Source organism: Rhizobium sp. P1_E6 (assembly GCF_056405875.1).
On sequence record NZ_JBFUBG010000123.1, the window covers coordinates 1 to 14,190 of the forward strand.

11 protein-coding genes and 1 pseudogene are annotated in these 14,190 nt (G+C 60.5%); 7 read left to right on the forward strand and 5 right to left on the reverse strand.

Going from position 1 to position 14,190, the window contains the following annotated elements; translation table 11 throughout:
• A pseudogene (locus AC1D35_RS32105) lies at positions 1–175 on the forward strand (bifunctional methylenetetrahydrofolate dehydrogenase/methenyltetrahydrofolate cyclohydrolase); the annotation flags it as partial.
• 5 nt (positions 176–180) lie between these two features.
• On the opposite strand, the gene AC1D35_RS32110 reads toward AC1D35_RS32105, so the two are convergent.
• Positions 181–1,200, reverse strand: coding sequence for a substrate-binding domain-containing protein (locus AC1D35_RS32110; RefSeq protein ID WP_113311558.1), 1,020 nt, complete (start codon positions 1,198–1,200; stop codon positions 181–183).
• Between the two features lie 291 nt (positions 1,201–1,491).
• Between AC1D35_RS32110 and AC1D35_RS32115 the strand changes: the two genes are divergently transcribed.
• The 6 genes from AC1D35_RS32115 (at position 1,492) to AC1D35_RS32140 (ending at position 8,532) form a co-directional block, all read left to right on the forward strand.
• Positions 1,492–2,853 (forward strand): ABC transporter substrate-binding protein, encoded by a 1,362-nt coding sequence (locus tag AC1D35_RS32115; RefSeq protein ID WP_113300722.1) that lies wholly within the window; start codon positions 1,492–1,494, stop codon positions 2,851–2,853.
• A gap of 170 nt (positions 2,854–3,023) precedes the next feature.
• Positions 3,024–4,037, forward strand: a complete 1,014-nt coding sequence (locus tag AC1D35_RS32120) for a carbohydrate ABC transporter permease (protein WP_113300721.1) — start codon at positions 3,024–3,026, stop codon at positions 4,035–4,037.
• Position 4,038: 1 nt separating this feature from the next.
• The gene (locus AC1D35_RS32125; RefSeq protein ID WP_113311557.1) at positions 4,039–5,202 is read left to right on the forward strand and encodes a carbohydrate ABC transporter permease; all 1,164 of its coding nucleotides are present in this window, start codon (positions 4,039–4,041) and stop codon (positions 5,200–5,202) included.
• Between the two features lie 35 nt (positions 5,203–5,237).
• A complete protein-coding gene (gene bglA, locus AC1D35_RS32130) occupies positions 5,238–6,890 on the forward strand; it encodes a beta-galactosidase BglA (protein WP_477941894.1) in 1,653 nt (550 codons plus the stop codon).
• Between the two features lie 21 nt (positions 6,891–6,911).
• Positions 6,912–8,003, forward strand: a complete 1,092-nt coding sequence (locus AC1D35_RS32135) for a sn-glycerol-3-phosphate ABC transporter ATP-binding protein UgpC (RefSeq protein WP_113311555.1) — start codon at positions 6,912–6,914, stop codon at positions 8,001–8,003.
• A gap of 175 nt (positions 8,004–8,178) precedes the next feature.
• The gene (locus tag AC1D35_RS32140; RefSeq protein ID WP_113300717.1) at positions 8,179–8,532 is read left to right on the forward strand and encodes a hypothetical protein; all 354 of its coding nucleotides are present in this window, start codon (positions 8,179–8,181) and stop codon (positions 8,530–8,532) included.
• A 124-nt stretch (positions 8,533–8,656) separates the two neighbouring features.
• On the opposite strand, the gene edd is transcribed toward AC1D35_RS32140, so the two are convergent.
• The 4 genes from edd to AC1D35_RS32160 all read right to left on the reverse strand — a co-directional run bounded on the left by edd (position 8,657) and on the right by AC1D35_RS32160 (position 14,175).
• Positions 8,657–10,486, reverse strand: a complete 1,830-nt coding sequence (gene edd / locus AC1D35_RS32145; protein ID WP_113311554.1) for a phosphogluconate dehydratase — start codon at positions 10,484–10,486, stop codon at positions 8,657–8,659.
• A gap of 67 nt (positions 10,487–10,553) precedes the next feature.
• Positions 10,554–11,252, reverse strand: coding sequence for a 6-phosphogluconolactonase (gene pgl / locus AC1D35_RS32150; protein ID WP_113311553.1), 699 nt, complete (start codon positions 11,250–11,252; stop codon positions 10,554–10,556).
• A gap of 16 nt (positions 11,253–11,268) precedes the next feature.
• Positions 11,269–12,744 carry a glucose-6-phosphate dehydrogenase gene (gene zwf, locus AC1D35_RS32155; RefSeq protein WP_113300714.1) on the reverse strand — a complete coding sequence of 492 codons (1,476 nt, stop codon included), beginning with the start codon at positions 12,742–12,744 and terminating at the stop codon, positions 11,269–11,271.
• A 135-nt stretch (positions 12,745–12,879) separates the two neighbouring features.
• Complete coding sequence (locus tag AC1D35_RS32160) at positions 12,880–14,175, reverse strand: NAD(P)/FAD-dependent oxidoreductase (RefSeq protein ID WP_113311552.1); 1,296 nt, start codon at positions 14,173–14,175, stop codon at positions 12,880–12,882.
• Positions 14,176–14,190 lie beyond the last annotated feature (15 nt).

Here is a 14,190-nt window from a genome sequence, read left to right on the forward strand (position 1 = left end):
GGGCGAGGGCAAGACCCGCCTTGTCGGCGACGTCGCCTTTGCGGAGGTCGCGCCGGTTGCCGCAGTCATCACGCCGGTGCCGGGTGGCGTCGGTCCCATGACGATCGCCATGCTGATGGCCAATACGGTGATTGCCGCCCATCGTTCGGTTGGGCTTACGCCGCCGAGTTTCTGATCATCTTACGGGGCAGGGCCTGTCGAGGCCCTGACGATCAGCTCTGTCTTCCAGAGCTCCTGTTCGGGGAAGGGACCTGCCTGCTTGACCGTGCCGATGAGCCTCTGTGCAATGCGCACGCCCGCAGCGCGTAGCGACGAGCGGGTCGTCGTCAGCGGGACGGAAAAGTTTTCCGGCTTCAGCAGCGGCAACACGTCGTCATGGGCGATCAGCGAAATATCCTCGCCAAGCTTGAGCCCGGCCTGATTGACGGCCCGGATCGCGCCGAGTGCCAGAACCGTACTGGAGCACAGGATGGCAGTCGGCCGATCCGGAAGCTGCAGAAAGCGCTCCATGGCAATCAGCCCTTCCTCATCCGTCATGACCGTGTGGCTCGTGTAGTCCTCCAGGAGCTCCAGCCCGCGTTCGGCGAGTGCTGCGATGAGGCCGTTCCTGCGGCGAATGGCGAAATCGAGATGCGCCGGCCCGTTCATCATTGCAAAGCGCGTATGGCCGAGCTGCAAGAGAAGTCTCGCAGCATCGTAGAAGGCACCCTCGTTGTCGATGTCGAGATAGGGATAATCCGGTTCAGAACCGAAGGAGCGACCATGCACGACGAAGGGCATGGAAAGCGATTTCAGCATGGCGAGCCGCGGATCGTGGCCGCGCATATAGGCGACGAAGAGTGCATCCACATTGCCGCTGATCGCCAGCCGGCGCAATGCTGCAACCTCGTCGTCGGGATCGGCGGGCATGATGACGAAGTGGAAGTCGTGGCGCACCGCTTCCTCGCCGAGGCCGGTCAGGAACTCGCCGAAATGAACGTCGGACTGATGGCCGGGTGCTGTCGGCATGACGAGGCCGATCGAGCCGGCCTTGCCGGTCGCAAGCCGCTGGGCGGCCTTGTTCGGCCGGTATCCGGTTTCCTTGACGGCCCGAAGCACGCGTTCCCGGGTCGCTTCGTTGACCTCGGGGTAACCGTTGAGCGCGCGGCTCACAGTCGTCTGCGAAAGCCCCAGCAATTCCGATAGCTGTTTAAGATTCACCTGCTATGCTTCCTCCCGGCCTGCCCTGTGGCCGCAAACGCCCTCCGCCTCCCATGGCACCCAAAGCGCTTTTAATTATGTAGCATCTACAGCGCTTGACTCAAGAAAAATCGCTCCATATTTCCCATCAGGTCTCGCTGCGGCGCGATAATCAGGCTGTATTCGGGGCGTTTTCGCGAAATGGCTTGACTTCACTCCACCGAAAGTGAATCAGTTGGCGTGTCAAAGCGCTTTGAGATTTCCTTTGAATGAAATTCAGCGTGGTTGGGATTGTGATGGGAGGTTGATCACATGAAAAAGACATTCTTTATGGGCGTTGCACTCGTGGCGCTTTTTGCCGGCGCTGCATCGGCCGCGGATCTGAAATTCGCGCCGGGCCAGGACGCCAAGTTCAACTGGAAGAGCTATGATGACTTCAAGGCTGCGCATGCCGACCTGAAGGGTCAGCAGCTGACGATCTTCGGCCCTTGGCGCGGCGAAGACGAAGCTTTCTTCCAGAGCATTCTCGCTTATTTCGTCGAGGCGACCGGCGTCGACGCCAAGTATTCCTCGTCCGAAAATTATGAGCAGCAGATCGTCATCGATACGCAGGCAGGCTCCCCGCCGAACATTGCGGTCCTGCCGCAGCCGGGCCTTTTGGCCGATCTCGCCGGCAAGGGCTACCTGACGCCGCTCGGCGACGATACCTCCAAGTGGATCAAGGATAACTACGGCGCCGGCGACAGCTGGGTCGGCTACGGCACCTACAAGGGTAAGGACGGCAAGGAAGCCTTTTACGCCTTCCCATACAAGGCCGACGTAAAATCGCTCGTCTGGTATGTTCCCGAGAACTTCGAAGAAGCAGGCTACAAGGTCCCGACGACCATGGAAGAACTGCACGCCCTGACAGACCAAATCGTCAAGGACGGTGGCGTTCCCTGGTGTATCGGTCTCGGTTCTGGCGGCGCGACCGGCTGGCCGGCGACCGACTGGGTCGAAGATATCATGCTGCGCACGCAGAAGCCTGACGTCTACGACAAGTGGACCACCAACGAAGTGAAGTTCACCGATCCGGCTGTCGTTGCCGCCATCGATGAATTCGGCAAGTTCGCCAAGAACGAGAAGTATGTCGACGGCGGCGTTGCAGCCGTTGCTTCGACCGACTTCCGCGACAGCCCGAAGGGCCTCTTCGCCGTTCCGCCGAAGTGCTACCTGCACCACCAGGCTTCGTTCATTCCGTCCTTCTTCCCTGAGGGTACGAAGCTCGGCACGGATGCCGACTTCTTCTACATGCCGACTTATGCTGCCCATGCCGATCTCGGCAAGCCGGTTCTCGGTGCAGGCACGCTGGTCTCCATCGCCAAGGACTCTCCGACGGCACGCGCCTTCATCGACTTCCTGAAGACGCCAGTCGCGCATGAACTCTGGATGGCGCAATCGAGCTTCCTGACCCCGTATAAGGGCGTCAATGTCGACGCCTATGCCAACGAGCAGATGAAGAAGGAAGGCGAGATCCTGACCTCGGCCACCACCTTCCGCTTCGACGGTTCGGACCTGATGCCCGGCAAGATCGGCGCCGGCGCGTTCTGGACCGGCATGGTCGATTTCGTCGGCGGCAAATCCGCTCAGGACGCCGCAGCCGAAATCCAGAGTGCTTGGGACGGCATCAAGTAATTTCCCATCAGTCCATGCCGCCGGGTGACCGGCGGCATCACGGAATGAGCGGCCGGGTTCCAGAGGGGGAGCCCGGTCGTGCTGGATCCTGTGGTCAAACACCTAAGCTATATTGACGGTATCCGGCATTAACCCTTCAAAATAAGACAGGGAAGCAGGGGAGGGACGAAATGCTGTCGCAGATAGTGTCCGCTTTGGGCGTCGTGGTCGTAGCCGTTTTTGCTTGCTCGGCCTATTTCTTTTTCTCGAACAAGATCCTCGATCTCGCATTGCCGGTGAAGGACGGTGATATCCGTCGGGCCTCAACCAATCTGAACCGGCGCGCTATGATCCGCCCCTGGCTGTTTCTCGGCCCGGCGCTCTTCCTGCTGATCGTCTATCTCGTCTATCCCGTCGTTGCGACCTTCATCCTGTCTTTCTATGACCGGACCGGCGAGCAGTTCGTCGGCGCGCAGAATTACCTGTGGGCGTTTAACGACCGCGAATTCCGCCAGTCGATCTTCAACAACATCCTGTGGCTCGCCGTGGTGCCCGCCGCCTGCACCTTCTTCGGCCTCGTCATCGCAGTCATGACCGACCGCATCTGGTGGGGCAATATCGCAAAAAGCATCGTCTTCATGCCGATGGCGATCTCTTTCGTCGGCGCTTCCGTCATCTGGAAGTTCATCTATGAATACCGCGGCGGCAACGATGTGCAGATCGGCCTCCTGAACGCCATCGTGCAGACATTCGGCGGCACGCCGGAGGTCTGGATTTCCGTTCCTTTCTGGAACAATTTCTTCTTGATGGTGATCCTGGTCTGGATTCAGACCGGCTTTGCCATGGTTATCCTCTCTGCCGCACTGCGCGGCATCCCGGAAGAGACGATCGAGGCTGCCGTCATCGATGGCGCCAATGGATGGCAGATCTTCTGGCGCATCATGGTGCCGCAGATCTGGGGCACGATCGCCGTCGTCTGGACGACGATCACCATCCTTGTTCTCAAGGTCTTCGATATCGTGCTCACCATGACCAACGGCCAGTGGCAGACCATGGTGCTGGCGAACCTGATGTTCAACTGGTTGTTCCGCGGCGGCGGCGATTCCGGCCGAAGCGCTGTCATCGCCATCATCATCATGCTGGCGGTGACACCGATCATGGTGTGGAACGTGCGTCGCGCCAATGCCGAGCTGAAGGGACGCTGAGATGACCACAGCTGCAAGCTACTTCAAGATCGGCCCGGCCCGTCTCTTCGTTCACTTCTGCGTTCTCATCATCGTCGTCATCTGGCTGGTGCCGACGCTCGGCATCTTCGTCAGCGCGCTGCGCGACAAGGATCAGATCACCGTCTCCGGCTGGTGGACCGCCTTTGCCGGCTCGACCCAGACCGTGGCCGCGCGTCTCGGCACGCCCGATCAGGCCAAGCAGGAAGGCGATATCTACGTCATCACCGGCAATGTCCTGGCCGACCAGCCCGGCCGCTCGGTCAAGGCCTTCGGCGTGCGCGTCCAGCAGCCTTCGGCCTTCGAGGCCGGCCAGACCGCCGATCTCGGCGACGGCGAAAGCATCGTCATCAATAGCGACGGCAGCTATCGCTATATGAAGAACGCCGCCTTCGCTCCCGACGAGCGTCCGCGCCGCATCTATGTCGCGGCATCGGCACCGCCCGAATTCACCCTGCGCAACTACCAGACGGTTCTCGCCGGCGAGGGCATCGGCCAGTCTTTCATCAACTCTCTGACGGTGACCATACCGGCCACCATCATCCCGATCCTGATCGCCGCCTTCGCAGCCTATGCGCTGAGCTGGATGGAATTCCCAGGCCGGGCGCTGCTGATCGCGCTCGTCGTCGGCCTCATCGTCGTGCCACTGCAGATGTCGCTCATCCCGCTGCTGCGTCTCTATAATGAGATCGGCTCCCTGATCGGCCAGCCGTCGAAGACCTATCCCGGCATCTGGCTGGCGCATACGGCCTTCGGCATGCCGCTCGCCATCTATCTCTTGCGGGCCTATATTTCCGGCCTGCCCAAGGAGATCATCGAATCCGCCCGTGTCGATGGCGCCAGCGACTTCGAGATCTTCACCCGCATCGTATTGCCTCTCTCCTTCCCCGCGCTCGCGTCCTTCGCGATCTTCCAGTTTCTGTGGGTGTGGAACGACCTGCTTGTGGCCATGGTCTTCCTCGGCACCGACAAGGATCACCTCGTGCTGACCGGAGCGCTGAATGCGCTGCTCGGTTCGCGCGGCGGCAACTGGGAAATCCTGACGGCATCGGCCTTCATCACCATCATCATACCGCTGCTCGTCTTCTTCTCGCTGCAGCGTTATCTGGTGCGCGGCCTGCTGGCGGGGTCGGTCAAGGGGGGCTGATCCATCCCAAGACGCAATTTCAAACAGGATATTCCATGAGTGTGGCTTCCCAATCCCTTCTGACCGCCGACAAGGACTGGTGGCGCGGCGCGGTGATCTATCAGATCTATCCGCGCTCCTACCAGGATTCGAACGGCGACGGCATCGGCGACCTGAAGGGCATCACCGCCCGCCTGCCGCATGTTGCAAGCCTCGGCGCTGACGCGATCTGGATTTCGCCCTTCTTCACCTCGCCGATGCGCGATTTCGGCTATGACGTCTCGGACTATGAAAATGTCGATGCGATCTTCGGCACACTGATCGATTTCGACACCTTGATTTCCGAAGCTCATCGTCTTGGCATCAAGGTGATGATCGATCTCGTCGTCTCGCATTCCTCCGACCAGCATCCCTGGTTCGTCGAAAGCCGCACGAGCAAGACCAATGCCAAGGCCGACTGGTATGTCTGGGCCGATGCCAAGCCTGATGGTACGCCGCCCAACAACTGGCTGTCGATCTTCGGCGGTTCGGCATGGGCGTGGGATCCGACGCGCATGCAATATTACATGCACAACTTCCTGACCTCGCAGCCGGACATGAACCTGCACAATCCAGAGGTTCAGGATCGCCTGCTTGATGTCGTCCGCTTCTGGCTGAAGCGCGGTGTCGATGGGTTTCGCCTCGACACGATCAACTTCTACTTCCACGACAAGCTCTTGCGCGACAATCCGGCGCTCGCCCCGGAACGCCGCAATGCGTCGACGGCTCCCGCCGTGAACCCCTATAACTTCCAGGAACATCTATACGACAAGAACCGTCCGGAAAATCTCGAATTCCTGAAGCGCTTCCGCGCGGTTCTCGAAGAGTTTCCGGCCATCGCCGCTGTCGGCGAAGTCGGCGACAGCCAGCGGGGTCTGGAAATCGTCGGTGAATACACCTCCGGCAACGACAAGATGCACATGTGCTATGCCTTCGAATTCCTGGCGCCCGATCCGCTTACGCCTGAGCGCGTCGAGGAAGTCATGAAGGATTTCGGTGCCGCGGCTCCCGATGGCTGGGCCTGCTGGGCCTTCTCGAACCATGACGTCATGCGCCATGTCAGCCGTTGGGGTTCCTTGGTCGCCGACCACGACGCCTTCGCCAAACTTTACGCCTCGCTGTTGATGACGCTGCGCGGTTCGGTCTGCCTCTATCAGGGCGAGGAACTGGCGCTGACCGAAGCCGATCTGGCCTATCAGGATCTTCAGGATCCCTACGGCATCCAGTTCTGGCCGGAATTCAAGGGGCGTGACGGCTGCCGCACGCCGATGGTGTGGGACAGCCAGGTCGCCCAGGGTGGTTTCTCGACGGTCACGCCCTGGCTGCCGGTGCCGGTCGAGCACATCCTGCGTGCCGTCAGCGTGCAGCAGGGTGACGACAATTCCGTGCTGGAGCACTACCGCCGCTTCATCGCCTTCCGTAAGCAGTATCCGGCTTTCGCCAAGGGCGAGATCGAGTTCGAGGATCCGCAGGGCGACGCGCTGGTCTTCACCCGTGAATTCGGCAACGAGACGCTGCTCTGMGTCTTCAACATGGGGCCGACGGAAACCAATGTGACCCTGCCGGCGGGCGACTGGCAGGCTTTGACGGGCCACGGCTTTACCAGCAACAACTACGGCGACAAGATCGATATTCCGGCCTGGGGGGCGTATTTCGCCCGTCTCGCTTAAGGATCAGGAGGGGAGAGGAAAATGACTGGACTGACGCTTAAGGATATCCGCAAATCCTATGGATCGGTGGACGTGCTTCACGGCATCGACCTGGAAATCAAGCAGGGTGAATTCATCGTTTTCGTCGGCCCCTCCGGCTGTGGCAAATCCACGCTTCTTAGAATGATCGCCGGCCTTGAGAACATCACCGGCGGTGAGATGTATATTGACGGCATGCTCGTCAATGAAGTGCCGCCTTCCAGGCGCGGCATCGCCATGGTGTTCCAGTCCTATGCGCTCTATCCGCATATGACTGTTTTCGACAACATGGCCTTCGGGATGAAGATCGCCCGCGAAAACAAGCAGGAGATCGACCGCCGCGTGCGGGCGGCGGCCGAGACGCTGCAGCTTACGAAATATCTAGACCGCCTGCCGAAGGCACTCTCGGGCGGCCAGCGCCAACGTGTGGCCATCGGCCGTGCCATCTGCCGCAACCCGAAGGTATTCCTCTTCGACGAGCCGCTCTCCAACCTCGATGCTGCGCTGCGCGTGGCAACCCGCATCGAGATTGCCCGCCTGAACGAGCAGATGGCCGATACGACGATGATCTATGTCACGCACGACCAGGTCGAGGCGATGACGCTGGCGGACCGCATCGTCGTGCTCTCGGCCGGCAATATCGAACAGGTGGGGCCTCCGCTGGAGCTCTACGAGCGCCCGGCGAACTTGTTCGTCGCAAAGTTCATCGGCTCCCCGGCCATGAACATCATCCCGGCAACGATCACCGACGTCGGCGAGACGACGACGGTGACGCTGACGGGCGGCAAGTCCGTGACGCTCGATATCACCACTGCTGCACCCGAGAAGGGCAAGCAGGCAAGCTTCGGCGTTCGCCCCGAAGATCTGCGCGTTGCAAGCCCCGATGAGGACTATCTGTTTGAAGGCGAAGTCTCGATCGTCGAGCAGCTCGGTGAAGTGACGCTGCTCTATATCGAGGGCCTGGTTCAGGGTGAGCCGATCATCGTCAAGCTGCCCGGCATCTATGATGTGAAGAGGGGCCAGAAGATGCATTTCGCCGCCGATCGGCAGAAGCTGCATCTCTTCGATGCGGCAGGTCACACCTACAGGAAATGACCATCCATTTTTGGTGGAATCCTTCTTCCTGAGGGTGTGGAGGGGAAGGATTCTTACTTTCTGTTAAATATGCGGTGCTAGCCTTTTCCCAATCAAGACTGAGGGAACCAGGGCCGTGGCCGCATCGAATCCAACACCCCCAAAATCGCACTTCCTGGCGAAGGAAGAATCTTTCATGTACGACCGCGAAGCGCGGTTCAAGATGGAAGACACGATGAACGCCGCGCGCATCGAATATACGGAGAAGGGCGTTATGCATGCCGCTTCGCGTCGATGCGACATCGTCCGTATATCGATGAGCAGCGCGATCCTCGCGATCCTCACGCAGTACACGCTGCCGAAGCAGTTCTATCTGGATATTCCCGATGCCCGCATCACCAAGGTGGGCTGCCTGCTGATGAAGACCTTTCCGAACAACACGATCGAGGTTCGCTTCCTGCGCCTGCTGACGCAGAAGGAGCTGAACAAGATCTTCGTCTACAGCACCCACCCGGCTCACAAGGATTACGTCCTCGATATCCGCGCGTAACAGTCTCGCGTCTCGCTGGATATGAAAAACCCGCGGTTCTTGCCGCGGGTTTTTCTATTCTCAAGCAATTCCAGCAAAAGTGTACAGCGGTTTTGCGTCCGGAATTGCGCGAAGCAAAGAGAAATCAGTGATGGGTCTGGAAGAGCACGCTCGCACCCTGGTCTGACGGACCGACCGCATGGCGGAACGGCGCGAAGAGCTCGCGGCCCATGCCAAATTCGTTGTCCGAGAGGTCGATCATCACAGGCTCGCGCTCTGCCATGTCGGCCGCATCGACAAGAACTTCGAGTGTACCCCTGATGGCATCGAGGCGAATGATGTCACCATCCCTGATGCGAGCGATCGGGCCGCCATCGACCGCCTCGGGCGTGACGTGGATCGCCGCCGGCACCTTGCCGGACGCTCCGGACATGCGTCCGTCGGTCAAGAGTGCCACGCGGAAACCGCGGTCCTGCAACACGCCGAGTGGTGGCGTCAGCTTGTGCAGTTCAGGCATGCCGTTGGCCTTGGGCCCCTGGAAGCGCACGACGGCGACGAAATCTCGGTTGAGCTTGCCCTCCTTGAAGGCGTCCTGCAGTTCCTGCTGGCTGTGGAAGATAATCGCCGGCGCCTCGATGATGTGGCGCTCTGCCTTGACGGCGGAGATCTTGATGACCGCCTTGCCGAGATTGCCGCGCAGCATCTTCAGGCCGCCGTTTGCCTGGAAAGGCGTTTCGATGCTGGCAAGCACTTTCGGATCATGACTCTTCTCCGGCGAGGCCTGGCGCACGACACCACCGTTTTCGCCGAGCTGCGCATCGACCGTGTAGGCTTGGAGACCATGACCGAAGACCGTGCGCACATCGTCATGCACCAGGCCCTGCTTCAGCAATTCCTTGATGAGGAAGCCCATGCCGCCGGCAGCCTGGAAGTGGTTCACGTCAGCTAGCCCGTTCGGGTAGACGCGGGCAAGCAGCGGGATCAGTTCCGAAAGCTCGGCAATGTCCTGCCAGGTCAGCAGGATGCCTCCGGCGCGTGCCATGGCGACGAGGTGCATCGTATGGTTCGTCGATCCGCCGGTCGCATGCAGGCCGACCACACCGTTGACGACAGAGCGTTCGTCGATCATCTCGCCGGCCGGCGTGAACTCGTTGCCGAGCGCGGTGATGGCGAGCGCCCGCTTGGCAGCCTCGCGGGTCAAAGCTTCGCGCAGCGGCGTGCCGGGATTGATGAAGGAGGAGCCCGGCATATGGAAGCCCATGATCTCCATCAGCATCTGGTTGGAGTTGGCCGTGCCGTAGAAGGTGCAGGTGCCGGGGCCGTGATAGGACTTGGATTCGGCTTCCAGCAACTCCGCGCGGCCAACCTTGCCTTCGGCAAAGAGCTGGCGGACGCGCGACTTCTCGTCGTTCGGCAAGCCTGTGGTCATCGGTCCGGCCGGAACGAAGATCGCCGGCAGGTGGCCGAAGGAAAGGGCTGCGATGACGAGGCCGGGCACGATCTTGTCGCAGACGCCGAGGAAGAGCGCGGCGTCGAACATGTTGTGCGACAGGCCGACACCGGCGGCCATCGCGATCAGGTCGCGCGAAAAGAGCGAAAGCTCCATGCCGGGTTGGCCCTGGGTGACGCCGTCGCACATGGCCGGCACGCCACCGGCAACCTGGGCAATACCGCCGGCCTGCGCCGCCGCCTCGCGGATAATAGCAGGATAGGTCTCGAACGGCTGGTGGGCCGAGAGCATGTCATTATAGGCGGTGATGATGCCGAGATTAGGCACGCGGTCGCCCGCAAGCGCATCCTTCTCGGCGGGGGAACAGATGGCGAAGCCGTGAGCAAGGTTGGCGCAGCCGAGAACGGAGCGGTTGACGCCCTTTGAGGCGGCAGCGCGCAGGCGCTCCAGATAGCGCTCGCGGGTCGGCTTCGAGCGTTCGACAATGCGATTCGTAATCGCAGCAATACGTGCGTGAGCGGACATGGAAAATCCCTGCCTTGTTCTGGTTCGTCTGTATCTGTTCGCCGACTTCGGCGGCTGTGAGGCCCTGTCAGGGAGCCCAGTAGATCTCGACCGGGGAAGTAGCCCGGCGCAGAATGGCGCGGATAGGCATTTCTGCCTCTTTGCCGTCACCCTCTGCCTTGGCGAGAACGTCTTTTTTGCCTTCGCCCTCAATATGGAGAATGAGCAGTTTGGCATCTTCAAGAGCGGAGAAGGTGAAAGTGAGGCGTGGTTCGCCAGCCCCTTCCGCTTCCATGGTGATGATGCCGCGCGGCGTCTGGGCATCGAGCGCGACGCTCAGATTGCTGCCGCCGGGGAAGAATGAAGCCGTATGGCCATCGCCGCCCATGCCGAGGATCACAACGTCGAAGGGGATGCCGATCTCGGCGCTCTTTACCGTTGCAAGCTTTGCAGCCTCCTCGACGGAGTTCGCTGGCTGGTAAAGCGGCACGAAACGTGCCGCCTTCGCCTTGTTCTGAAGGAGATTGGCATCAACCAGCAGATGGTTCGAGCGCGGGTTGTCGGACGGCACGAAGCGTTCGTCGACAAGTGTGATCGTCACCTTGGCCCAGTCGATATCGTGCGCCGAAAGCGCCTGGAAGAAGGCTTTCGGCGTGGAACCGCCGGAAACGGCAATGCTTGCCGCCCCGCGGGCTGCGATGGCTGCCGAGAGGGCGCCGGAAACCTTGTCTGCAAGGTTGGTGGCGAGTTCTGCGGCGTTTGCGAAGGAATGCAGTGTCGATGCCATATCCTAAAACCTCGGACTAGATGTCGTCGTGCCAGGTGCGGCCGTCGCGTTCGATCAGCGCGATGGCCTGGCTCGGGCCCCAGGTGCCGGCCGTGTAGCCCTGCACCTGCTGACCGGTCGATTCCCAACCCTTGAGGATCGGGTCGACCCACTGCCATGCGGCTTCGACTTCGTCGCGGCGCATGAACAGCGTCTGGTTGGAACGGATGACGTCCATCAGCAAGCGCTCGTAGGCATCAGGGTTGCGGACGTTGAAGGCCTGGGCGAAGCTCATGTCGAGCGAGACATTGCGCAGACGCATGCCGCCCGGACCCGGATCCTTGATCATCAGCGACTGCTTGACGCCTTCATCCGGCTGCAGGCGGATGATCAACTGGTTCTGGCTGATGCGGCCGGCGGCCTGGTCGAAGACCGAGTGCGGGATCGGCTTGAAGGTGATGACGATTTCCGAAACGCGGCCGGCCAGACGCTTGCCGGTTCTGATATAGAAGGGAACGCCTGCCCAGCGCCAGTTGTTGATCTCAGCCTTGATGGCGACGAAGGTCTCCGTGTTGGAAACGCCGCCTTCAAGCTCCTCCAGATAGCCCTTGACCGGGCCGCTGCCGGAAGCGCCGGCGCGGTACTGGCCGCGAACCGTCGCCTGCTCGACGTTGGAGGCGTTGATCGGTTTAAGCGCGCGCAGCACTTTCAGCTTTTCGTCGCGCACGGCTTCCGAATCCATGGAGGAGGGGACTTCCATCGCAGTCAGGCAGAGCAACTGCAGGATGTGATTCTGCACCATGTCGCGCAGCGCGCCCGCTGTGTCATAGTATCCGGCGCGGCCTTCGAGGCCGACGGACTCGGCAACGGTGATCTGCACGTGGTCGATGTAGTTGGCATTCCACAGCGGCTCATAGAGCGCATTGGCAAAGCGCAGCGCCATCAGGTTCTGCACTGTCTCCTTGCCGAGATAGTGGTCGATGCGGAAGATCTGCTCTTCCTTGAAGACGCGGCCGATATTGTCGTTGAGCTGCAAGGCCGAAGCAAGGTCGCGACCGATCGGCTTTTCGACGACGATACGGGTCGACTTGGTGATCAGCTTGTGTTCGTAGATCTTCTGCGCGATGTCGCCGAAGATGCCCGGAGCGACAGCGAGATAGAAGGCGCGAACGCGTTCCTTGCCCTCATCGAGCAGCTTCTTGAGATGATCCCAGCCGGTGTCGGTGCGGGCGTCGACGGAAACGTAGAAGAGACGGGCACAGAACTTTTCGACTTCCGCCTCGTCATATTCGCCTTTCTTCAGGTGCTCCTTGAGCGCGTCCTTGGCGAACTTGCGGTATTCCTCATGCGAAAGCGGGCTGCGCGAAGCGCCGATGACACGGGTCGGTTCGGAGAACTGGCCCTCGATCTGGCGGTGGTAAAGCGCGGGCAGAAGCTTGCGCTCTGCAAGGTCGCCGCTGCCGCCGAAGACGACATAATCAAAAGGCTCAACGGGGATGATCTGGCTGCTCATGAGCTTGTCTCTCAATCAGGCTTGGTTGGTGGCCGTTTTAATCTAATCGATTTAAAAAAGCCAGTGTGCGGTGCAATGAATCTGTCGGACATCGGTTTTAGAGCGAATCGTCCGGAGAGGAAATCCGCAATCGAACTAAAACTTGTCGCGGAGGGCGAACCACGACAAGGCAAGGAAAAGCAGAGGCGTCCGCATGCGTGCGCCGCCCGGAAATGCGGGGATATCGAGCGCCTTGAAGAGATCGAGATCGGCCGATTTGCCCAACACCATTTCTGCGTAAAGCTTGCCACAGTAATTTGACAGCATGACGCCATGGCCGGAATAACCGCCGATTGAGGTAACACCCGGCATGACCTCCCGCACGAAAGGTTCGCGCGGCATGGTGATGCCGACCGAACCGCCCCAGGCATGGGTGATCTCAATATCCTTCAGCGCCGGATAGATCTCGGCGATCTGCCGGCGAATATGCTCGGAAATGTCGCGCGGATTGTCAGCCGTATAAGCTTCGCGCCCGCCGAAAAGCAGCCGCCCATCCTTTGATTTTCGGAAATACCGCACGACGAAACGCGAATCGGCCACCGCCTCGCCACCAGGTATCACATCAGGAAACCGGTCGAGCGGAACGGTCGCGCCGATGAAGGAGCGGATCGGCATCACATGGCTTTCCGTCACCGGCTCCAGATCGCCGATATGCCCATCGCAGGCAATCAGCACCCGGTTGGCGGTAATCGTGCCGCGTTCGGTCTCGATCGTGATCCGGCCGCCGGCCTGGCTGATCGATGTCGCCCTGGTCATTTCGAAAATATCTGCGCCCGCATTGGCCGCTACCCGGCCGAGGCCTATGAGCAGCTTCAATGGATGTATATGGCCGGTGCCGATATCGCGGACGCCGCAATAGAAGCGCTTGGAGCCGAGCCGCTCCTGCGTCTCCTCGCGGTCCATGAAACGGATATGCGGATAGTCGTAGCGAAAGGCCGCGATCTCTGCATTCTCGTAGTATTCCCGCTTGTAGCTTTCCTTATGCGCGACATTGAGCTGGCCGGGCACGTATTCCATATCGATCTGGTGCTCGGTCGCAAAATCCATCAGATGCCGCTTGGCATCCTCGGCAAGATCGAAGAGCGCCTTCGAGCGCTCGTAGCCGATCTTCTTTTCGAGCTCCTCCGGCCACCAGCGCTGGCCGGTGCCGAGCTGCCCGCCATTGCGTCCGGAGGCGCCGTCGCCGAGCCTCACGGCCTCGATCAGCGTGACCGAGACGCCGGCTTTGGCGAGATTATAGGCGGCCTGCAGACCTGTATAACCGCCGCCGATGATGGCGACATCACACTGCCTGGAGCCGTCGAGCGCCGGATAATCAGGGCGCTCGCCGGCTGTTGCCTGATACCAGGATAGGCCGGGTGCGATGGGGCTTTGCCATATCTTCTCAGTCATCGCGCCCCCTTATAC

Coding starts and splice junctions, on each gene's coding strand:
- AC1D35_RS32135 (WP_113311555.1), top strand. CDS start 6,912: ATGACTGGACTGACGCTTAAGGATATCCGCAAATCCTATGGATCGGTG.
- AC1D35_RS32125 (WP_113311557.1), top strand. CDS start 4,039: ATGACCACAGCTGCAAGCTACTTCAAGATCGGCCCGGCCCGTCTCTTC.
- pgl (WP_113311553.1), bottom strand. CDS start 11,252: ATGGCATCGACACTGCATTCCTTCGCAAACGCCGCAGAACTCGCCACC.
- zwf (WP_113300714.1), bottom strand. CDS start 12,744: ATGAGCAGCCAGATCATCCCCGTTGAGCCTTTTGATTATGTCGTCTTC.
- AC1D35_RS32120 (WP_113300721.1), top strand. CDS start 3,024: ATGCTGTCGCAGATAGTGTCCGCTTTGGGCGTCGTGGTCGTAGCCGTT.
- AC1D35_RS32140 (WP_113300717.1), top strand. CDS start 8,179: ATGTACGACCGCGAAGCGCGGTTCAAGATGGAAGACACGATGAACGCC.
- edd (WP_113311554.1), bottom strand. CDS start 10,486: ATGTCCGCTCACGCACGTATTGCTGCGATTACGAATCGCATTGTCGAA.
- AC1D35_RS32115 (WP_113300722.1), top strand. CDS start 1,492: ATGAAAAAGACATTCTTTATGGGCGTTGCACTCGTGGCGCTTTTTGCC.
- AC1D35_RS32160 (WP_113311552.1), bottom strand. CDS start 14,175: ATGACTGAGAAGATATGGCAAAGCCCCATCGCACCCGGCCTATCCTGG.